This is a genomic window from Bifidobacterium longum subsp. infantis ATCC 15697 = JCM 1222 = DSM 20088 (genome assembly GCF_000269965.1).
GTDB lineage: Bacteria > Actinomycetota > Actinomycetes > Actinomycetales > Bifidobacteriaceae > Bifidobacterium > Bifidobacterium infantis.
Genome location: NC_017219.1, coordinates 646,843 through 666,833, shown reverse-complemented (window position 1 = coordinate 666,833; position 19,991 = coordinate 646,843). Strand labels below are relative to the sequence as shown.

The 19,991-nt window shown below is 60.0% G+C and carries 17 protein-coding genes, 1 tRNA gene and 2 pseudogenes; 3 read left to right on the top strand and 17 right to left on the bottom strand.

The annotated features are described in order from the left end of the window. Positions 1-71 precede the first annotated feature (71 nt). Positions 72-1,886: a proline--tRNA ligase gene (locus BLIJ_RS03005; protein WP_012576991.1), complete on the bottom strand. Its 1,815-nt coding sequence runs from the start codon at positions 1,884-1,886 to the stop codon at positions 72-74. 120 nt (positions 1,887-2,006) lie between these two features. Between BLIJ_RS03005 and BLIJ_RS02995 the strand changes: the two genes are divergently transcribed. After that, positions 2,007-2,426 carry an SCO7613 C-terminal domain-containing membrane protein gene (locus BLIJ_RS02995; RefSeq protein WP_012576990.1) on the top strand — a complete coding sequence of 140 codons (420 nt, stop codon included), beginning with the start codon at positions 2,007-2,009 and terminating at the stop codon, positions 2,424-2,426. On the opposite strand, the pseudogene amrB reads toward BLIJ_RS02995, so the two are convergent. The 16 genes and pseudogenes from amrB to BLIJ_RS13115 all read right to left on the bottom strand — a co-directional run bounded on the left by amrB (position 2,423) and on the right by BLIJ_RS13115 (position 19,082). Next, a pseudogene (amrB, locus tag BLIJ_RS14920) lies at positions 2,423-3,223 on the bottom strand (AmmeMemoRadiSam system protein B). The gene BLIJ_RS02995 and the pseudogene amrB sit on opposite strands and share 4 nt — an antisense overlap. A 302-nt stretch (positions 3,224-3,525) precedes the next feature. Next, positions 3,526-4,944 carry a DEAD/DEAH box helicase gene (locus BLIJ_RS02980; protein ID WP_012576989.1) on the bottom strand — a complete coding sequence of 473 codons (1,419 nt, stop codon included), beginning with the start codon at positions 4,942-4,944 and terminating at the stop codon, positions 3,526-3,528. Positions 4,945-4,992: 48 nt separating this feature from the next. Further along, on the bottom strand, positions 4,993-5,643 hold the full coding sequence (gene orn, locus BLIJ_RS02975) for an oligoribonuclease (protein ID WP_012576988.1): 651 nt from the start codon (positions 5,641-5,643) through the stop codon (positions 4,993-4,995). Positions 5,644-5,810: 167 nt separating this feature from the next. Beyond that, complete coding sequence (guaB, locus tag BLIJ_RS02970) at positions 5,811-7,364, bottom strand: IMP dehydrogenase (RefSeq protein ID WP_012576987.1); 1,554 nt, start codon at positions 7,362-7,364, stop codon at positions 5,811-5,813. Between the two features lie 52 nt (positions 7,365-7,416). Then, entirely contained in the window at positions 7,417-8,700 is a 1,284-nt protein-coding gene (locus BLIJ_RS02965; protein ID WP_012576986.1) for a glycosyltransferase family 4 protein, read from the bottom strand. After that, positions 8,697-9,371 carry an L-threonylcarbamoyladenylate synthase gene (locus tag BLIJ_RS02960; RefSeq protein WP_014484639.1) on the bottom strand — a complete coding sequence of 225 codons (675 nt, stop codon included), beginning with the start codon at positions 9,369-9,371 and terminating at the stop codon, positions 8,697-8,699. The genes BLIJ_RS02965 and BLIJ_RS02960 overlap by 4 nt, the downstream gene beginning before the upstream one ends. A 399-nt stretch (positions 9,372-9,770) precedes the next feature. Then, positions 9,771-10,475 (bottom strand): ABC transporter ATP-binding protein, encoded by a 705-nt coding sequence (locus tag BLIJ_RS02955; RefSeq protein ID WP_012576984.1) that lies wholly within the window; start codon positions 10,473-10,475, stop codon positions 9,771-9,773. Beyond that, complete coding sequence (locus tag BLIJ_RS02950; RefSeq protein ID WP_012576983.1) at positions 10,475-11,338, bottom strand: ABC transporter ATP-binding protein; 864 nt, start codon at positions 11,336-11,338, stop codon at positions 10,475-10,477. The genes BLIJ_RS02955 and BLIJ_RS02950 overlap by 1 nt, the downstream gene beginning before the upstream one ends. A gap of 2 nt (positions 11,339-11,340) precedes the next feature. After that, positions 11,341-12,423 carry a branched-chain amino acid ABC transporter permease gene (locus BLIJ_RS02945; protein ID WP_012576982.1) on the bottom strand — a complete coding sequence of 361 codons (1,083 nt, stop codon included), beginning with the start codon at positions 12,421-12,423 and terminating at the stop codon, positions 11,341-11,343. Between the two features lie 4 nt (positions 12,424-12,427). After that, positions 12,428-13,351 carry a branched-chain amino acid ABC transporter permease gene (locus BLIJ_RS02940; RefSeq protein ID WP_012576981.1) on the bottom strand — a complete coding sequence of 308 codons (924 nt, stop codon included), beginning with the start codon at positions 13,349-13,351 and terminating at the stop codon, positions 12,428-12,430. 214 nt (positions 13,352-13,565) lie between these two features. Further along, positions 13,566-14,753, bottom strand: coding sequence for an ABC transporter substrate-binding protein (locus BLIJ_RS02935; RefSeq protein ID WP_012576980.1), 1,188 nt, complete (start codon positions 14,751-14,753; stop codon positions 13,566-13,568). A 287-nt stretch (positions 14,754-15,040) separates the two neighbouring features. Next, positions 15,041-15,925, bottom strand: coding sequence for a peptide chain release factor N(5)-glutamine methyltransferase (prmC, locus tag BLIJ_RS02930; RefSeq protein WP_012576979.1), 885 nt, complete (start codon positions 15,923-15,925; stop codon positions 15,041-15,043). A gap of 142 nt (positions 15,926-16,067) precedes the next feature. Beyond that, positions 16,068-17,156: a peptide chain release factor 1 gene (prfA, locus tag BLIJ_RS02925; RefSeq protein WP_012576978.1), complete on the bottom strand. Its 1,089-nt coding sequence runs from the start codon at positions 17,154-17,156 to the stop codon at positions 16,068-16,070. Between the two features lie 152 nt (positions 17,157-17,308). Continuing rightward, a complete protein-coding gene (gene rpmE, locus BLIJ_RS02920) occupies positions 17,309-17,521 on the bottom strand; it encodes a 50S ribosomal protein L31 (protein WP_003830110.1) in 213 nt (70 codons plus the stop codon). Positions 17,522-17,658: 137 nt separating this feature from the next. Next, positions 17,659-17,732: transfer RNA gene (locus BLIJ_RS02915), tRNA-Ile, on the bottom strand. Next, on the bottom strand, positions 17,694-19,082 hold the full coding sequence (locus tag BLIJ_RS13115) for an ROK family protein (protein ID WP_012576977.1): 1,389 nt from the start codon (positions 19,080-19,082) through the stop codon (positions 17,694-17,696). Before BLIJ_RS13115 ends, BLIJ_RS02915 begins: the two co-directional genes overlap by 39 nt. Positions 19,083-19,301: 219 nt before the next feature. Between BLIJ_RS13115 and BLIJ_RS02905 the strand changes: the two are divergent. Both BLIJ_RS02905 and BLIJ_RS02900 read left to right on the top strand, forming a co-directional pair. Next, positions 19,302-19,733 (top strand): annotated as a pseudogene (locus BLIJ_RS02905) (FGGY family carbohydrate kinase); the annotation flags it as partial. Positions 19,734-19,805: 72 nt separating this feature from the next. Then, positions 19,806-19,985, top strand: a complete 180-nt coding sequence (locus BLIJ_RS02900) for a permease (protein ID WP_012576975.1) — start codon at positions 19,806-19,808, stop codon at positions 19,983-19,985. Positions 19,986-19,991: the final 6 nt, after the last annotated feature.

Below are 19,991 nucleotides of genomic sequence, written 5' to 3'. Positions count from 1 at the left end.
ACAAAGCGCCATTCTGCGACTGAGCAGAATGGCGCTTGATGCGATTAACGCCGAGGCTGAGTAAGTGGGACTCAGCTGAGGGCGGCGAAGCGCTCGGCGAGCGCGTCGGCGGCTTCGGCGGCGGGCACGGCGACCTTGTTTTCGCCGTTGCGGTCGCGCAGTTCGATGGTGCCGTCGTTGACGTAATCGCGGCCGACCACGGCGACCAGCGGCACGCCGATCAGCTCGGCATCCTTGAACTTGACGCCCGGAGACACCTTCTTGCGGTCATCGTAAATAACCTCAAGGCCCTTGGCCTCAAGCTCGGAGACCAGCTTCTCGGCACCTTCAAACGCCACGGCGTCCTTACCGGTGGCCACCACGTGCACGGCAGCCGGGGCAATCACGGACGGCCAAGCCAAGCCGGCTTCGTCGTGGTGTGTTTCGGCGATGCAGGCCAGCACGCGGGAAACACCGATGCCATAGCAGCCCATCCACACCGGCACGGCCTTGCCGTTCTGGTCGAGCACCTTCAGGTCCAGTGCCTTGGAGTACTTGAGACCCAGCTGGAACACCTGGCCGATTTCCACACCACGCTCGAAGCTCAACGGACCGGAACCGTCCGGGCTCATGTCGCCGTGGCGAACCTCAACGGCTTCCACCACGCCGTCGGCCTTGAAGTCACGGCCGTACACCAGGTTGTAGTAGTCGACCTCGTTCTCATCGGCACCAGTGAACCAAGCGGAACCCTTGACCACGTGCGCGTCGACCAGGTAGCGAACCGGGTTCTTCACGCCAGCAGCCTCGGCCTGCGGGCCAAGCACCATCGGTCCGATGTAGCCTGGCACCAGTTCGGGGTGCTGCTTCAGGTCTTCTTCAGTGGCCTCCTCAAGCTCGGCGGGAGCGAACTGGGCTTCCAGTCGCTTCATATCCACCGTACGGTCGCCGGGCACGCCGACGACAATCACTTCACGCCACGGCTCGTCATGCTCTTCATCCTCAGGGTGCTTGACGGTGATCACCACGTTCTTGAGGATGTCGGAAGCCTGCCATTCACGGCCATCAGTACGCGGGTGGTCGGCGTTGGCACGCTCGATCATGTTATCGATGGTCTTGGCATCCGGGGTGGCTTCCTTGGAAGCGGCGGGAGTGGCGGAAGCATCGATTTCCGGTAGCTCCGGAGTGCTCAGGGCCTCAACATTCCATGCCTTGCCGGAAGGCGCCAGCGCGAAGGTATCTTCGCCGATCGGCATCGGAGCCAGGAACTCCTCGGATGCGGAGCCACCCATCGGGCCGGACATGGCGAACACAGGTACGTACTTCAGGTCGAGACGCTGGAAGATGCGCTCGTAAGCGCCGCGCTCGTCATAGTAGGCCTTGCGCATGCCTTCTTCATCAATGGTGAAGGAGTAGGCGTCCTTCATGATGAATTCGCGGCCACGGATCAGGCCGGCGCGCGGGCGGAACTCGTCGCGGTACTTGGTCTGGATCTGGTACAGGGTTACGGGCAGGTCCTTGTAAGAGGAGTACATGTCCTTGACCAGAAGGGTGAACATCTCCTCGTGGGTGGGAGCCAGCAGGTAATCGGCCTCGTGGCGATCCTTCAAACGGAAGATGTTATCGCCGTACTCCTCCCAGCGATGGGTGGCCTCGTAGGGTTCGCGCGGCAGCAGGGCCGGGAAGTGTACTTCCTGGGCACCGATGCCGTTGATCTCCTCGCGGATGATGGCCTCGATCTTGTTCAGCACGCGCAGACCGAGCGGCAGCCAGGTCCAGATACCGGGTGCGGCCTTGCGAATATAGCCGGCGCGCTGCAGCAGCTTGGCCGAATCGACATCGGCATCAGCGGGGTCCTCGCGCAGGGTGCGCAGGAACATGGTTGACATACGAAGGGTATTGGAAGTCATGTGTTCCAAGATATTCGCGTGAACCGACAAGCCCGCCTGCTATTCGCACTATTCCGGTCTTCATCTTGGTATTCGGACTCACTCGCGCAACAATGACGGCTAGAAGGGTAGGAGGGCACGATGACGCAGCCGAACCAGCCATCAGTCGCGCAAGAGCGATTCGGACGTTCGTCGGGACGGCTGACCGCATCACAGGTTATTGAGACATACGCCACCATCCTTGCCGGTGTAATACTTCTCGGCCTCGCATGGACCAACCCGCAACCGTATGCCCCGGTGGATCTTATCGCCGGCCTGTCCGGAGCGGCCGCGCTGATTGTGGGTGTGCGTTTGCTGCAAGCACCGTTGATCTACGGCACAGTGATTCTTATCGTCAGCACGGTGACTGTGCTGTGGCCATGGCGGGCCGAATTCTCCCGCCACTACTGGTGGGTGTGGCTTGCTTTGGGCGGCATCATTCTGATTGTGGCAGCCGCGCGCTATGAGGCGAGCCTCAAATCGATGAGGACGATCGCCGCGCGTATTGGCGATCTGCGCTAAATCGCGCGGGCGACTTCGTGCGGATGATAGTGCGAGAGATCCGAACTAATCACGATGACGGTTTCCGGTCCGCCCCACAAAGCACGCAACACATCGCCCATCTCTTGTGGCGTGGCGTCGCCCGCGTTCAACGGCACAATAGTGAGGTCTGGGCCGAGCACGGTTTGCAGGAACGGAATTTGTACTTCCACGGCATGCTCCTGCGTATGTGTGGGGTCATTGACGATCATTGCGGGAGCCGGTGCCCCCGGACGAGCATGTGTACCGGAACGAAGCGGCTCATCGGAAGCCGATTCCAAGCCTAAAGCTTTACGCTCAGCAACAACATCTACCGGCACCGTGCCCAGCGGCGTTTCAAACGCCGCTGCGGTAGAGCAAGCAACGCCTCACACGGCCACACGGTGAGTCGGCCCCACAATTACCGCACGAGTCACGCTTCCCCGCCCTCGTTCGAGCAAAGCATAGGCAAGGGCCGCCGTGCCGGAATACACATAACCGGCATGCGGCACGATTACAGCCTTTGGCACTCCCGCTGGAAGCGTGGGCTCCAACTGTTGCAGAACCTCTCGACTGTAACCCAATTGATGAGTAATGAGTTGCTTGAGCGCTGTGCGGTCAGCGGGGTAGAACGAACCAGCCACCGCTGACGGACGTATTGCGCCAGTGATTTTGCCGCTGCCGCCTGCCGCGCTTGCTGCATCTGACGCACTAGCCACACTAACCGTATCGATTTGCACACCGGCCCGGGCGGCCTCGCGAACCTCATTGTTTCCACGAAATATCTCGGATAGCACCATAACTACCACCGCTTATTCCATGGTAGCCGTTCAGTTCCTCAATGAAGACAAGTTCGCAGTGTCTTCTTCGGCTTCAAGGGGCCGATTCCGCCCCTTGGAGACATCTACTTGCGTTTCGAGGGGCTGGTCATCCGCTCAATCGCACATAGAAACGGCTTCATACCAACGTCATTCCGCCGTTTTTAAGCGTTGTCTACTTGGACATCAGCCCCTTGAAACGGAAGTAGATGTCCCGAAAACTCAAAATCCGCCCCTCGAAGTGCAGAAACACTCAAATTAGCGGTCGCTCGATATATCGACCGTCAAAATAACGCGTCCTGGGCGAAGTCATCATCGGGATTGGCACCAAATTCGTCCGGCTCAGCAGGTTTGAACGCGGTTGCACCTTCATCGGCCAACTGGTCGGAGGCCGAGGCCGAGGCTTCGCGCAGGTCGCCGTCGAGCACCACGGCATCGGGCGAGACGAGGAACATGCGTTCGTTGACGCCAGCCAAATACAGTCCACCCAGCGATTCGACTCGTGACAGCGCCACATATCCCATGCCCGGCGCGAAGGTGCGCTTCAGGTCCATAACCGCACGGTCGAGCGTCATGCCTTGCGATTTGTGGATGGTAATGCCCCACGCGCAACGCAGTGGCACTTGAGAGACGGAGGCGAGCACGGTGTCGCCGTCCATCATTTCCCATGTGGCCTGTTTCATGGTGACGATGTTGCCGTTTTCGAATTCCACGATCGGCCAGCCGCCCTTGTTCTCCTGCGCGAAGCCGCGCACGGTGCCGAGCGAGCCGTTGACGTACTGGCGATCGGTGTCGTTGCGCAGGGCCATGACAGCCGCGCCCTCCTTGAGTACCAGTCGCTCGGGGGCCAGCATGTTCTTCTTGAGCCGGTCGACCAGATTGGCGGGACCCGCGGTTTCGGCGTGGAACTCGTGCGGCTCAAGCATGATCTGGTTCAGGCGCATGTCGTTGAGATTGTCGGCCTGCCGGTTCACCGGGAATAGGTGGACGGCGACCTGGCCGGGCTCGGGCAGTTTGCCCAGACGGGTGACGAGCACGTCACGGTCGGACTGGGTCACGTCGCCTTCGCGAATGTCGGTGAGCACGGTCAGCAGTTCGCCGGTGTCCTGACGGTGCTGTTCGGTCAGATAGCAGATTACCGGGTTAAGTTCAGGCCATACCAATGATTCGGTGATGAAACCTTCCGGGTTAAGCCCGGCACGGGCATACCGTTCGCGGCTGGCGATGAATTCGGGGGTGGGGGCGATGAGGTCGCGGTTGCGCCCGGACACCGAAACCGGCGGCAGTTGGAAGAAGTCGCCGGACAGCACGACCTGGATGCCTCCGAACGGGCGTGGGTCGCGACGCACTTCGCGGCAGACTTGGTCGACCATGTCGAACAGCCATGCGTGCAGCATGGAAACCTCGTCGATGACGAGGATGTCCGTAGCCTGAATCTTGCGTTTGCGCCGGGATTTGATGAGTTTGAGCAGACTCGGGCTCAGGGCGGTGGCCACGCCGACGCCACTCCACGAATGGATGGTTTGGCCGTTGATATGCGTGGAGGCGATGCCTGTGGACGCGGTGACTGCCACACTGGCGCCGTCGGCCCGAGCCTGGCGGATGAACTCGTTCAAGACATAGGTCTTACCGGCACCGGGCGCACCGGTCAGGAACACGTTCGCGCCGGCGTTCAGAACGGCCAAGGCTTCGGTTTGGCGCATATCAACCTCTCTAGACTCCCCTCAGGGAGGGGAGCCAAGTACGGCGGACTACTTATTGAGGATGCTGGTCGAGACGATGTCGGCGGCGATGGCCTTGGAGGCGGCATCGTCCGGCCCGGGGACCGGGGCCATGAAGGCCTTACGGTAGTAACGCAGCTCGTCAAGCGATTCGATGATGTCGGCGAGGGCGCGGTGGCCGCCGTTCTTTGGCGGACGGTTCTCGTAGACGGCCGGGTACCAGCGGCGGGCGAGCTCCTTCAGGGTGCTCACATCCACGCTGCGGTAATGCAGGTGGCTCATGAGGTCCGGCATGTAGTGGTCGAGGAACTTCTTGTCGGAGCCGATGGTGTTGCCGGCGAGCAGCGGGCGCACGCCTTCCGGAGTGAAGCGCAGCACATAATCGGTGACCTTCTGCTCAGCTTCTTCGAGGCTCAGTCCATGCCCCCATTCGTTGATCAAACCAGAACGGGTGTGCATGTTGCGCACGAAGTCGTTCATATGGTCCACAGCCTTCTGACTCGGCTTGATAACGAAATCCACACCTTCATCCAGCACATTCAAATCGAAATCAGTGGGCACTACGGACACTTCGACCAGTTCGTCACCGCCGAAGATATCCAAGCCCGTCATTTCGCAGTCAATCCAAATCAGGCGCGAATCCTTTGCGCTGTAAGTTTCTGCATCATGGCTGTCGACCATGGTAAGCCTCTTTTCGTCATGTCACCCGTTATTACAAGAACAGTTCAGACTATACCCCATCGCATACAAGCTATCTCGAGCCACATACGCGAAAAGGGCCTGCATAAGCAGACCCTTTTCACAAGGAATCAACCCCTAACTAGCGCAAGCTAGCGGGCATCAACCGATCAGTTGTTGTGGAAGCCGGAGTAGTTCGGGGCTTCGGCGGTCATCACGATATCGTGCGGGTGCGATTCGCGCAGACCGGCATCGGTGATGCGGATGAACTTGCCACGCTCCGGCATCTCGGCGATGTTGTGGGCGCCGATGTAGAACATGGACTGGTGCAGGCCACCGAGCATCTGGTAGAGCACGGCGTTCAGCGGGCCGCGATACGGCACTTCGCCTTCCACGCCTTCCGGCACGACCTTGTCGCTGGAGGTCACGTCGGCCTGGAAGTAGCGGTCCTTGGAGTAGGACTTCTTGCCGCGCGGGGCCATGGCACCGAGGGAGCCCATGCCACGGTACAGCTTGTACTGCTTGCCGTGCAGGAGCACCTTCTCGCCCGGGGCTTCCTCACAGCCGGCGAGCGCGCCGCCGAGCATCACGGAGGAGGCGCCAGCCACGAGGGCCTTGGCGATGTCACCGGAATAGTGGATGCCACCGTCGGCGATGCAGGGGATGCCCGCAGCACGGCAGGCCTGAGCGGCCTCGTACACGGCGGTGAGCTGCGGGACACCGACACCGGCAACGATACGGGTGGTGCAGATGGAGCCGGGGCCGATACCGACCTTGACGGCGTCCGCGCCAGCCTCAATCATGGCCTGGGCGCCGGAACGGGTGCCCACGTTGCCGCCGATGATCTGCACGCCATCGAAGGCGGAGTCGTGCTTCAGGCGGGAAATCATGTCGAGCGCCAGACGGGCCTCACCGTTGGCGGTGTCGACCACGAGCACGTCCACGCCGGCCTCCATCAGAGCGGAGGCACGCTGCCAGGCGTCGCCGAGGAAGCCGACACCGGCGGCCACGCGCAGACGGCCCTGCTCATCCTTGGTGGCGTCCGGGTACTGCTCGGTCTTGACGAAGTCCTTGACGGTGATCAGACCGGTCAGGCGGCCTTCGTCATCGACCAGCGGCAGCTTCTCGACCTTGTGCTGGGCGAGCAGACGGTGGGCGTCATCCTTGGAGATGTTGGACGGACCAGTGACCAGGTTCTCCTTGGTCATGACATCCTTGACCTTCAGGGTGTCGTAATCATCGGAGGCGATGAAGCGCATGTCACGGTTGGTGATGATGCCGACGAGCTTGTTGTCCTTGTCCACAACCGGCAGACCGGAGATGTGGAACTTGCCGCACAGCTTGTCGAGATCGGCCAGCGTGACCTCGGGGCTGACGGTCAGCGGGTCGGTGATCATACCGGACTCGGAACGCTTGACCACGTCGACCTGAGCGGCCTGGTCGTCGATGGACAGGTTGCGGTGCAGCACGCCGATGCCGCCGTTACGGGCCATGGCGATGGCCATCTCGGACTCGGTCACAGTATCCATGGCAGCGGAGAGGACCGGGGCCTTCATCACGATCTCGCGGGTCAGATGAGTGCTGGTGTCCACTTCGGAAGGAATGACATCCGTCTCGTTCGGCAGCAGCAACACATCATCATAGGCAAGGCCGAGCTTGGCGAAAATCGGGGGAAGGGGAGCATACGCCGACTGGGCGTTCAATTCATCAAGGTTTGTAGCCATGTAAACACTATATGAAAATGCGCTGACCTTCACGACACACGCTTGTGAGCGCTCACTTATCCGCTGCCGGGTCCTGCACCTCACCCACCTGCGAGTCCCGCGAATCCGCAGGCGAATCAGTCATCGAATCCGCTGCCTGAGAGCCAATCGAATCCCGGCTCCCCCCTACTGCAGACTGCGATTTAGAGACTGAATACTGCGCGTTCTTTCGCGCGGATTCGAGCGTCAGGTTCTCGGCTTGGATCTCGGGAATACGATGCCGCAGATAGGGGTACATCGTGGCTATGGTGAGCACCACCACGGCGATGGCCATGCCCACGGCCACATGCTGCGCTTCGAAGAACAGAATCGTCAGCGAACCGAATGCGATCAGCGCGGCCCATCCCCACAGGATCAGCACGGCGCCACGCACCGAATGCCCGATCTTCAGCATGCGATGGTGCAGGTGCATACGGTCCGGATGCATGGGCGACTGGCCTTTGGCCAAACGCCGCACAATCGCCAGACACATGTCGAGCACAGGCAGGAATAACACCAGAACCGGCAGCAGAATTGGTATGAACACCGGCAGATAGATGCTGGCATGAATCGAGGCCGGGTCAAGACGTCCGGTCATCACAATCGAAGCGCAGGTGATGAGATAGCCAAGCAGCATCGAACCGGAATCGCCCATGAACAGTTTGGCGGGATGCCAATTATGCAGCAGGAAGCCCACGCAGATACCCACCATCATCACGTCGATCAGCGTGGCCAACGAAGCATAACTCGGGGAAGACCGGGCGATGATATACGAATAGGCGGCGAACGCTATGCCACCAATCGCCACGATACCGGCCGCCAGACCATCGAGGCCATCAACGAAATTGACCGCGTTGATCGAGGCGACGATCAGGAATGCGGTGATCGCCATGGACAGACTCGGCGAGGCGGTAATCAGCGAATCGCCCAAAGGCAGTGAGATGATCTGCAATCCGCCCCAGGCCACGAATACGGAAATCAGCAGCTGACCGGCAAGTTTCAGCATCCAATCGAGATCCCACAGGTCATCGGCCATGCCTAGCAGACTGATCATGATGCCGCCGGCAAGAATCACCCACATCTGATGATTGCCGTTGAACAATCCCGAGAGAAAAGGCAGCCGACTGGCGAACACGGTAGCCACGGCAAAACCGATAAGCATGCCAAGGCCGCCCATGCGCGGCGTGGGAATGGTGTGCACGTCTCGGGCACGCACCTCGCCAACCGCACCGATTTCGATGGCGACGTGGCGAATCAGCGGAGTCACCAGCCAGGTGACGCCACCGGCGATGGCGGCAATCAGTAAGTAGATTCTCATGCGCCAAGTCCCCCGCCGTTGAGGTGGAGGGCCTTGCGAATCACGTTTTGGGCGATGACGCCTTCACGCAGGATCTCGATGCCGTCGCGCGCATACGGATCGGCTTTGACGACGGTGCTGGAGACATGGCCTTGGGTGGGACCGCCGTCCAGATACAGGTCGACTTCGCTGCCGAACGCATCAACCGCCTCCTGGACGGTCTGTGCGCTTTCGTCGCCGGAACGGTTGGCGCTGGACGCGGCCAGCGGACCAGTGGCCTTGAGAATCGCGAGGCACAGCGCCGAATTGGGGATGCGGATGCCCTGCGTGCCGGGGCGACCATCGGCGGTGTCGGCCAAAGTCTCCAACGTGCAGTCGGGCCGGGCTACGGCAATCGGCGAGAACGCGCCGGGCAGGAACGCCGCCGACAAACGATTCAGTGGAGACGGCAGGTCTAGACTGAGCTCATCAAGCTGGTCGGTGGATGCGAGCAGTACCTGCAACGCCTTATAGCGCGGGCGACGCTTGAGCCGGTAGATACGGTCGATAGCGGCCTTATTACGCGGATCGCACGCCACTCCATATACCGTATCCGTTGGAATGACGACCAATCCACCATCCCGGATGACACGCGCCGCCTGTGCCAGCGATTCATCCGTGACCTTCAGCGTTGTTCCGCCCTCCACGCTCACGCCACCTCCGTTCGCCTGTGTATTCACAATCTACCATTGCACCATTGCGCCCCGACTTGCATAGTTCATCATCGCTCGTTTGCCGTACTGCCGTTTTCCGATTCGCCCCACACGCACAGACCGTAGATACAATGAGTCCATCCATGCTCTTTCGCGAAATTACAGGAGTGTTCAATAAGCGAAATCAATGCTGAATCCACCACCGTGGCCGTGGGCAATCCGGCCCATCCGATTCGCGAAATCACGGACGCGGACGCCTCCGCCCTGCAGCATTACGCGCAGTAGCACGTACCATAGTGGCACATATCAATGTTCCCGCCGGCGTACGTCGCCATGAAGCAAACGCCTCAAGCGTTTGTAGACGACATCCGTCAGCGGGAACATTGGCACTGCAAGGCGTTACGCGCCGAGATATGCCTTGCGAACCTTCTCATCGTGCAGCAAGTCCGAAGCCTTGCCTTCCATCGTTATCTTGCCGGTTTCCAGCACGTAAGCGCGGTCGGCTATAGACAAGGCCATTCTCGCGTTCTGTTCCACCAGCAGCACGGTGATGCCGCGCTGGCGCAGCGTGACGATGATGTCGAAGATTCCCTTGACCAGCAACGGAGACAAGCCCATCGACGGCTCATCCATGAGAATGGTCTTCGGGTGACTCATCAGGGCACGCCCCATGGCCACCATCTGCTGCTCGCCGCCGGAAAGCGTGCCAGCCAGCTGGCGACGGCGTTCCTTAAGACGCGGGAAATAGTCGAACACCATCTCAAGATCCTTGCCGAGGCCGGACTGGTCCTTGAGGCTGAATGCGCCCATCTCCAGGTTCTCCTGCACGCTCATGCGGGTGAACACATGGCGGCCTTCCGGCACATGTGCCATACCTAGGGTGACGATCTTGTTGGCATGTGTTTTCAGCAGATCATGCCCGTCATAGGTGATGCTGCCGGATTTTGCCGGTACCAGACCGGTGATGGTATGCAGAGTGGTAGTCTTGCCGGCACCGTTGGCTCCGATCAGGGAGACGATTTCGCCGTCATCCACATGCATGCTGATGCCTTTGACCGCGTCAATCGCGCCATAAGAGACACACAGATCCTTGATTTCCAGCATCAGCGTGCTCCTTCTTCTTGAATCGTCTTGGCGATGCTCGGCTCCGGTTCAGCCTTGGATGTGGAATCGCCGTCGGCGTCATCATTGTTGTCGCTGCCCAGATAGGCGGAGATGACCTGCGGATTGTTGGCGATTTGCTCAGGCGTGCCGGAGGCGATGGTACGGCCGTAATCGAGCACCTGGATGCGCTGGCAGACGCTCATCACGAGGCTCATGTCGTGTTCGATCAACAGGATGGCGATGCCGAAACGGTCACGAATCGTGTTGATGCAGTGCAACAGATCCTCGGTTTCGGTGGGGTTCATGCCGGCGGCCGGTTCATCAAGCAGCAGCAGTTTCATGCCGGTGGCCAGTGCACGCGCGATTTCGAGCTTGCGCTGCTGGCCGTAGGGCAGGTTGGCCGCCTGGGTGGTGGCCAGTCCCTCGAGGTTGAAGATGCGCAGCAGGTCGATGGCCTTCTCATGCATCTCGTTCTCCTGCTTCCAGAAGCCCGGGGTACGGAAGATGGCGCTACCCATACGGTAGGTGAACGACTCGTCGAAGGCGACGAGCACGTTCTCCTCAACGGTGAGCTGCTTGAACAGTCGGATGTTCTGGAAGGTACGGGCGATACCGGCACGCACGACCTGATAGGTCTTCTTGCCGTTCATCCGGACGCCATCCAGCCAGAATTCGCCTTCAGTGGGCTTGTACACGCCGGTCAGCAGGTTGAACACCGTGGTCTTGCCAGCGCCATTCGGGCCGATCAGACCGATGAGTTCACCCTTGTTGATGGTCATGTTGAAGTCGGATACGGCCTTCAGACCACCGAAGGTGATGCCGAGATGCTCGGCTTTGAGGATGGGTTGACTGTTATCGCTCATGGTCAGGCCTCCTTCGTTGCGGTCTCGGGGGTCTCCGGCTCGGCATCCGCCTTGGCGGCGGATTTTGCGCCTTTACCAGCCGTTCCGCGGAGTAGCATGCGGTTGACCAGCCTCGGCAGCGAGAGCTCCCACGAACCGAAGATGCCTTGCGGGCGGAAGATCATGACCAGCACCAGCACCACCGAGTAGGCGAGCATGCGGTAATCGGCGAAGGCACGCAACAGCTCGGGCAGGATGGTCAGGCCGATGGCGGAAACGATCGAACCGGTGAGCGAGCCCATGCCGCCGAACACCACCATGATCACGTAGTTAATGGAGTTGAGCCAGCCGGCCATGGTCGGGTTCAACGAGCCGATGTACTGGGCGAAGATACCGCCGGCGATGCCTGCGAAGAACGCGGAAATCGCGAACACCAACACCTTGAGATACGTGGTGTTCAGACCCGATGCGCCGGCCGCGATCTCATCATCACGAATGGCCTTGACGGCACGGCCGTACCGGGAGCGACTGAACATGAAGAGCACGACCACGGTGACCACCATGATCCAGAACACGACATACAGGTTGGCGGTGCGGTCAATGCCGATCAGTGCCTGTCCGGCGGCGCCCTTGTCGAGGCCCATTCCACCGGCGACCTTGAGGTTCTGGATGATCACGCGAATGATCTCGCCGAAGCCCAGCGTGATGATGGCCAGGTAGTCGCCGTGCAAACGCAGCGCCGGGATACCGATCAGAATGCCGAATACGCAAGCCACGATGCCGCCAAGTAGCGTGGTGATCAGGAAACGGGTGGTGGGATCGATGCCGATGCCAGCGGCCACCATGTACTTGGAGGCCAGCGCAGCCACGTAGGCACCGATGGCCTCGAACCCGCAGCAGCCCAACGTCAGCTGTCCGAGCACGCCGATGGTGAGGTTCAGCGAGGTGGTCATGATAATGGCGATGCACGCGGTCATCATGATGCCCTTGATGTAGGAATCAGCCAAGCCGGATTCGCACAGCGCCATCACAACGCCGAATGCGGCAAGGACGCCGATGAAGCACACCAGATAGGACTGTTTGGTGGAAAGCATTGTCTTCTTCATCGGATCAGACCTTCTCCCCTTCGTTCTTGCCCATGATGCCGGACGGTTTGACGAGCAACACAATGATCAGGATGGCGAACACGATGGCATCGGAGAATGCCGAGGTGATGATGCCGCCCGTAATGGTACCGATATAGGCCTTGGTGAGGCTTTCGATCAGTCCGATGGCCAGACCACCGATCATGGCACCGGGAATGGAACCAATGCCGCCGAGCACGGCGGCGACGAATGCCTTAAGACCCAGCATGGCGCCCATCATCGGGGAGACTTGTGGGTAGGCGGCGCAGTACATCAGCGAGGCGACTGCGGCCAAGCCGGAGCCGATGGCGAAGGTCAGGGCAATGGTGGAGTTCACATTAATGCCCATGAGCACGGCGGCTTCCTTGTCTTCGGAAACGGCGCGCATGGCCTTGCCTTGGCGAGTGAATTTGACGAACAGTTGCAGACCGGCCATGATGACCAGGCCGATGACGATGGTCAGCAGGGTGTCACCCGGCAGTTTCAGCTTGCCGAACGCGATGGATGGCAGGTGGAAGATAGTCGGCACGGTCTGGAAGTCGGCGCCGAAGACGGCTTGGGAACCGTTCTCCAGCAACAGCGACATGGCGATGGCGGTAATCAGGGCCGTCATGGAATTGCCCTTTTCACGCACCGGCTTGTACGCGGCCTTTTCGACGATGACACCGACGGCCACACAAACCAGAACGGCGGGAATGACCGCCACCCAGGCGGGCAGTCCCATAGCGACGATTGCGGGAATGGTGAGCATCAGCACATAGGCACCGACCATGATGAAATCGCCGTGGGCGAAGTTAATCAGTCGAATAATGCCGTAGACCATGGTGTAGCCCAATGCCACCAGCGCGTACACGCTGCCTATTTTCAGGCCATTGAACAACTGGCTGACAAACATGATGATTTGATCCATCACTGCTCCCCCTTTCTTGTAAGTATTTCGATTGTTGTCTGCGATGAATGCGCAGAATTATTGGTATATCTATTGCGAATAATGTGGCACCGTACGACGCGACGCGATGCCCCATGAAAACACGAAAGGGAGAGGGACGGCGAACCGGCCACTCTCCTGTTCATGCGGACATCATGTTATGACATCGGAATCATGCGGCGATAATTCATGGAATTCACTTGGGCTGCACGGTGGTGTTGTACACCGGCTTGCCGTCCTTCATTTCCAGCACGATGACGGACTTGGTCGGGGAACCGGACTTGTCCATAGTGAACTTGCCGGTCACACCGTCGAAGTTCATGCCGGTCACGGCGTTGCGCACATCCTCACGAGTGGCGTTCTTGCCGGCCTTCTCTATGGCCTGCTTGAGCATGTAGATGGTGTCGTAACCCAGAGCGGCGAAGGTGTTTGGCTCGGCGTTGTTCTTCTCCTTGTAGGACTTGATGAAGTCCTGCACCTTGGTGTTGGTGTTGTCGTCGGCGGAGTAGTGGGTGGTGTAGTAGGTCTTGTTGTACTGAGACTTGTCACCGGTGAGCTTGAGGCCATCGTAGCCGTCAGGGCCCATCACGTAGCCTTCGAAGCCCACGGAGCGAGCCTGCGGAATGATGTACGGGCCAGCCACGGAGTAGTAGTACGGCGCGTAGAGCAGCTCGGCGCCGGAAGCCTGAATCTTCTGCAGCTGGGCGGAGTACTCGGTATCGTCAGCGGAAGAGGAGCTCTCCTTGTCCACCACTTCGAGGCCAAGCTTCTCGGCGGCCTTGGCGAAGGCCTCGCCCACGCCGGAGGAGTACGGGTCACCGGTGCCGTACAGCACGGCGACCTTCTTGACCTTCAAGTTCTCGGCAGCGAAACGAGCGGCCACCTCACCCTGGTAGGAGTCCTTGAAGCACGTGCGGAACAGGTAGTTGCCGGTTTCGATGGAGTCGGAGGTAGCGGCCGGGGCGATGGTGGCCAACTTGGCCTGATCGGCCAGCGGAGCCACGGCGGCAGTGGTTGCGGAGATGGTCGGACCTGCCACGGCGAGCACGTTGTTGTCGCCGGACAGCTTGTTGAAGGCATTGGAAGCCTCGGTGGCATCGCCCTTATCGTCCATGGACTCGAGCTTGACCTTCTTGCCGTTGATGCCGCCCTTGGCGTTGATCTCGGACACGGCCAGCTCGAAGCCCTTGACCTCGGCCTCGCCGTAAGCGGCGGCGGTACCGGAGTTGGTGGTCACGGTGCCGATGGTGATGGAGTCGCCGGAGGCCTTGGCGTTGGAGCTGGAGGAATCATCCATGCTACCGCCGGAGCAGCCCGCAAGGGACAGCGCCATTACCGCGGCCGCACTGGCCGCAATGAACTTAGTGGAAAACTTCACGTTCATCCTCTTCCTTCTTCCTTGGTATTTCAACATCGTTCAACTCAATCGTCGCGCGGGATATGCGCGTGAGACGTCCATCCACATACAACGGAATCGCATCGCGGCTCGTGGCCGTCATCTTACGTCTCTCTCAATCATTCGATGTTCATCGCGGACTGTTATACCCAGACCGACTTTGAAGCCGCAATAACCTGCTCTTATTATGAGACGGCGTAATTGCGGAAAATGAGAAGAAGATTCCGGGAAAACGCGGAAAAAAGACAGGAAAAGCCTGAAATTTTTAGAAAATATCAGGAAACCGCGAACAGATAGCGATCCCGGCCGGTCCAATCCTTGCCGGTGTGGGCCGCGGTAAATCCGATGGCCTTGGCATAGGCCACCAGACGCTCACCTTGAGTGAGATCATGCTCCATGACCAATACGCCGCCAGGCTTGAGCAGTCGGTACGCGCGTTCGATAATGCGCTCAGGGATGAGCGTGCCGTCCGCCGAACCGCCGTACAGGGCCAGTTCAGGGTCCCAGTCGCGTACTTCCGGCTGTTCGGGAATGTCGGTTTGCGGCACGTAGGGCGGGTTGGTGATGACGATATCGACGGTGCCGTCCAATTGGGCCAATGTGGCGAAGGACGTGGCATCCGCGATTTCCAGATGGTAATTCGAGGCAATGGATGGGTACTTTTTCGCGGTTTCCGACAGATTCCTTCGCGTCCATTCGGCGGTGTTCGGCGACAGCTCCACCGCCCACACCTGGCTGCCGGGCACCTCGCTGACAACGGACAGCCCAATCGCGCCGGAGCCGGCGCACAGATCGACCACACAAGGATGGATCATGCCGTTTCTTGTCAGCCAGTCAAGACCGGCCTGCACCACGGTTTCGGTTTCCGGACGCGGAATGAACACGCCAGGGCCGACCTTCAGGTCGAGATAGCGGAACGGCGCATGACCGGTGATGTATTGCAACGGCTCGCGCTTGGCACGGCGGGCAAGCATGGATTGGAAGCGGGCAAACCGTTCGGCTGTGCCAAGCTCCTCCCCCATCAACAGAGCTTTGTCGACATCGCGCAACTCAACACCTGCCGCCTCGGCAAGGAGCAGTTTGGCATCATGCTCAGGCGTCTCAATACCAGCCTCACGCAATTGCACGGCGGCATCACGAATCACATCGGCAGCAGCCATCACATCCCTATCTTCCGGTGCCTTAATTATCACATAATGTAAGGGTTTGGCCGGTAAATGCGATGCTCGACCGTAGGCTTGACCGAACGGCCTAGAGTGTGTCGAGCATTGTATCTACCGGCCAAACCCGCTCACGCTACTATCACTGCTGGTTGGCCAGACGGTCGGCTTCGTCGGCTTGGATGTCGGAATCGATGACGGCCTGCAGGTCGCCGTCGAGCACGGCGTCAAGGTTGTAGGCCTTGTAATTCGTGCGATGGTCGACGATACGGTTTTCCGGGAAGTTGTATGTGCGGATTCGCTCGGAGCGATCAAGCGAACGTACCTGCGAGTGACGCATGTCGGCGGCCTCGGCGGCCTCCTGCTCATGCTTCATGGCCAGCAGGCGGGACTTCAGCACGCGCAACGCGGCGGCACGGTTCTGAATCTGCGACTTCTCATCCTGCATGTTCACTGTGATGCCGGTGGGCAGGTGGGTCATGCGCACGGCGGAATACGTGGTGTTCACGGACTGGCCGCCGGGGCCGGAGCTCATGAAGATGTCGATTTTCAGGTCTTTCGGATCGATCTCGATCTCGTCGTCATCCTCGTCGGCCTCGGGGAACACGATGACGCCCGCGGCGGAAGTCTGGATACGGCCCTGCGATTCGGTGACGGGGATGCGCTGCACACGGTGTACGCCGCCCTCGTATTTCATCGAAGCCCACACGCCGTCTTCGGGAGCGGGCGTGCCCTTGGCGCGGATGGCAATCTGCACGTCCTTGACGCCGCCGAGCTCAGTGGTGTTCTCGGACTGCACGTTCACGCTCCAGCCACGCTTCTCGGCGTAACGGGTGTACATGCGCAGCAGGTCGCCGGCGAACAGTGCGGCTTCTTCGCCGCCGGTGCCAGCCTTGATTTCCATGATGGTGTCGCGCGCATCATCCGGGTCACGCGGGATCAGCGCGGTGCGCAGCTTCTCTTCGACACCGGGCAGTTCGGCCTCAAGACGCTTGGCTTCCTCGGCGAAGTCGGCGTCTTCGCCGGCCATCTCCTGAGCGGCTGCCAGATCGTCCTTCACCTGCAACCAGGTTTTGTAGGCACCCACGATGGCACCCAGTTCGGCGTGACGACGGCCCAGCTTGCGCAGCTTGTCCGGGTTGGACACGACTTCGGGGCTCGCCATCTGCTCTTCGATGGACTGGTACTCCTCAAGCGCGGTTGCCGCCGCCGGGAACTGTTCGTCTGCCATAACACACTTTCTTCTGTATGGTGCTGTTCTGTTCGATTATTCGATTGCGCAGGTCAATGCTGCATCAAAACTTGTCAAAGAATACAAAAACGCCAGTCCTCGATCGGGTATGCCGGAGCATGCCGAATCGAATCGGACTGGCGTGAAGTATGCTACTTGCTCTTCTTGCCGTAGCGCTTCTCGAAGCGAGCAACGCGGCCACCGGTGTCAAGAATCTTCTGCTTGCCAGTGTAGAACGGGTGGCACTGAGAGCACACGTCAACGAACATGTGATCCTCCTTGCCAGCGGTGCGGGTCACGAAGGTGTTGCCGCACGAGCACGTCACCTCAACGGGGTGGTAATCAGGATGGATACCCTGCTGCATTTTACGTCTCCTATGGATTCGGGGGACCCGGGTCGTCATGCCCCTATGGCAGGACGTGAACCGGAACCTAAGGGATTGTACGCGCCTGTCTGGACGTGAAGACGCGCTGTGCCGCCGCAGGAGGCGACGCAAAAGAGTGGGGCCGCAGGGGCTTGAACCCTGGACCGGGCGATTATGAGTCGCATGCTCTAACCGACTGAGCTACGGCCCCACGTTCGCTGCGTAAAACAGCCAACTTGCAAAGTGTAGCATGAACCCACCAACGCCGGCACACGCGCCATGCACCCATGCCATGCACCCGCCAGCACAACAAGCAGCATCTCCCGGCGCTACTTCTCCCCCATGTGTACCCCAACGGGTTCTCGATGAACCGTCGCAAGCCCATTTCGGCCGCGCCATATAGCGAGGGATGCAGCGCCACCGGCGGCACGAACACGCGGATCTTCACATTCGGGTATCCCAGAATTTCCGAACGCAGCCGGCCTTCAAGCACGGTGGCCAGCTCGTCGCCGAAGTGCGTCCACAGTCCGCCCAACAGCACCGTATCGACATCCACCAGATTCACGGTGGAAGCGATGGCGGAAACCAGCGCATCAGCGGCCTGATCGACCACTTTGGCCACGTCTGGATCCCCCGCACGCCAACGCTGGAGGAATGTATCGATGGCCTCGCTGCTGGTGGCATCCCCATCTTCGGCAATGCCGGCAGCCTCGACCAAGGCGCGACGGCCCGCAAACGCCTCAAGGCACCCGTGGCGCCCGCAGCTGCACAACGGCCCATCCATCGCCACGGACAGATGGCCGATCTCGCCGGCGAATCCGTGCGAGCCCATCACCACTTCGCCGTCACGCACCACCGCGCCGCCGACGCCGATATCGGTAGACAGGTAAATAAAGGAATCCGTGCGATCCACCACATTCAGGAAGGACGCACGTTCGGTGGCATACCCCGGAATCTGAGCGATGGCGGCCATCTTCGCTTCGTTACCGGCCACCACATCCAGCCGGCGTACCACGTTGAACCGGGTGAGGTTGACGTTTTCCCAACCCAGATTGCGGGCCACCAACAGCCACATGTCGTCGGTGACGATGCCCGGCAGCGCAAGCCCGGCTCCCACCACTTTGCAGCCACGTCGTTTGAGTCGGCTTTCCAACGGGAAGGTCATCGCATCGAGCTTGGCGAAGATCTCGTACGGGTCAGTGCCGGTCATATCCTCACTCACCCACTCCTGACCGAGAGTGTCGCCGTTCAGATCGAGTGCCAGGCAACCGTAGCCATCGGTGTTGATCTGCAGGCCGATGCCGGCGATGGACCCGCCATGAATCTCCAGCGGCGTGCTGGGCCGCCCATATGTGGTGGAGACGACCGACTCGCCTTCCTGCACCACGCCACTATCGATAAGCATCGAGGCCAACAGCGAAAGCGTGGCCTTGGTCAGGCCCGTTTCCTTGGCCAGGTCGGCCCTGCTTATGGGTTTCTCCGCGCGCAACAAAGTGTCGAGAACCACCGACAAATTATGGTTGCGCAGATCCTCCTGATTGATCCTGCGTAGACTTGCCATTGGCTCCTACCTCCTTGCACCCTAAGCTTTGAGCGTCTTGTGGACGCTCTCATCCATAGATCACACCATTGATATTGTGCGTCAAACGATTGAATCGGACCGCGCCTTCGCGTGTTTCCGTTTGCAATTGAACGTTGATACAGTATAGTTTAATCGTCTAACTTATTGGCTATGGCGCGCCGAAACTTTTGATCGCAACCCCTCATCGAGGAGGAATGCATGACGAGAGTACTGGTTGCCGGCGTAGATACGTCAACCCAATCAACAAAGGTCCGCATCACGGACGCCGCCACCGGCGAACAGGTTCGGTTCGGGCAGGCCAAGCACCCGGATGGCACCTCGGTCAACCCGGAATTCTGGTGGGAGGCCTTCACCAAGGCCGCCGAGCGGGCCGGCGGGCTCGACGATGTCGCGGCCCTCGCGGTTGGCGGCCAGCAGCACGGCATGGTCATTCTCGACAAGCAGGGCAACGTGATTCGCGATGCGATGCTCTGGAATGACATCAGTTCCGCCCCGCAGTCCGCCACCCTGATCGACAAGCTCGGTGCAGCTCCGGCCGATGGCGACGAACCGGACGACGTGACCGCCCGCGGCAAGCAGCGCTGGGTCAAGGCCGTCGGTTCCTCCCCCGCCAACTCCAACAGCACCACCCCTGCCAACACCACTGCCATGGTCATCACCCTGATGATCGGCTCGTTTGTGGCCATTCTCAACTAGACGCTGATGATCTCCGCACCGCCCACGTTGATGCATGAATTCGATGTGCCCGGCAGCACCGTGCAATGGCTGACCACCGGATTCATGCTCACCAACGGCATCATGATCCCGATCACCGCGTTCCTCATCGAGACCTTCACCACGCGCCAGCCGTTCCTGTACGCGATGGGCATATTTGCAGAATGATCTTGG

Bases quoted from the DNA above. Each gene is read 5' to 3' on its own strand.
- BLIJ_RS02945 (WP_012576982.1), bottom strand. From the start codon at position 12,423: ATGAAGAAGACAATGCTTTCCACCAAACAGTCCTATCTGGTGTGCTTC.
- BLIJ_RS03005 (WP_012576991.1), bottom strand. From the start codon at position 1,886: ATGACTTCCAATACCCTTCGTATGTCAACCATGTTCCTGCGCACCCTG.
- prfA (WP_012576978.1), bottom strand. From the start codon at position 17,156: ATGGCAGACGAACAGTTCCCGGCGGCGGCAACCGCGCTTGAGGAGTAC.
- BLIJ_RS02980 (WP_012576989.1), bottom strand. From the start codon at position 4,944: ATGCGCCAAACCGAAGCCTTGGCCGTTCTGAACGCCGGCGCGAACGTG.
- prmC (WP_012576979.1), bottom strand. From the start codon at position 15,925: ATGGCTGCTGCCGATGTGATTCGTGATGCCGCCGTGCAATTGCGTGAG.
- BLIJ_RS02995 (WP_012576990.1), top strand. From the start codon at position 2,007: ATGACGCAGCCGAACCAGCCATCAGTCGCGCAAGAGCGATTCGGACGT.
- BLIJ_RS02935 (WP_012576980.1), bottom strand. From the start codon at position 14,753: ATGAACGTGAAGTTTTCCACTAAGTTCATTGCGGCCAGTGCGGCCGCG.
- BLIJ_RS02900 (WP_012576975.1), top strand. From the start codon at position 19,806: ATGATCTCCGCACCGCCCACGTTGATGCATGAATTCGATGTGCCCGGC.
- BLIJ_RS02950 (WP_012576983.1), bottom strand. From the start codon at position 11,338: ATGAGCGATAACAGTCAACCCATCCTCAAAGCCGAGCATCTCGGCATC.
- BLIJ_RS02940 (WP_012576981.1), bottom strand. From the start codon at position 13,351: ATGGATCAAATCATCATGTTTGTCAGCCAGTTGTTCAATGGCCTGAAA.
- BLIJ_RS02965 (WP_012576986.1), bottom strand. From the start codon at position 8,700: ATGAGAATCTACTTACTGATTGCCGCCATCGCCGGTGGCGTCACCTGG.
- rpmE (WP_003830110.1), bottom strand. From the start codon at position 17,521: ATGCAGCAGGGTATCCATCCTGATTACCACCCCGTTGAGGTGACGTGC.
- guaB (WP_012576987.1), bottom strand. From the start codon at position 7,364: ATGGCTACAAACCTTGATGAATTGAACGCCCAGTCGGCGTATGCTCCC.
- BLIJ_RS02955 (WP_012576984.1), bottom strand. From the start codon at position 10,475: ATGCTGGAAATCAAGGATCTGTGTGTCTCTTATGGCGCGATTGACGCG.
- orn (WP_012576988.1), bottom strand. From the start codon at position 5,643: ATGGTCGACAGCCATGATGCAGAAACTTACAGCGCAAAGGATTCGCGC.
- BLIJ_RS13115 (WP_012576977.1), bottom strand. From the start codon at position 19,082: ATGGCAAGTCTACGCAGGATCAATCAGGAGGATCTGCGCAACCATAAT.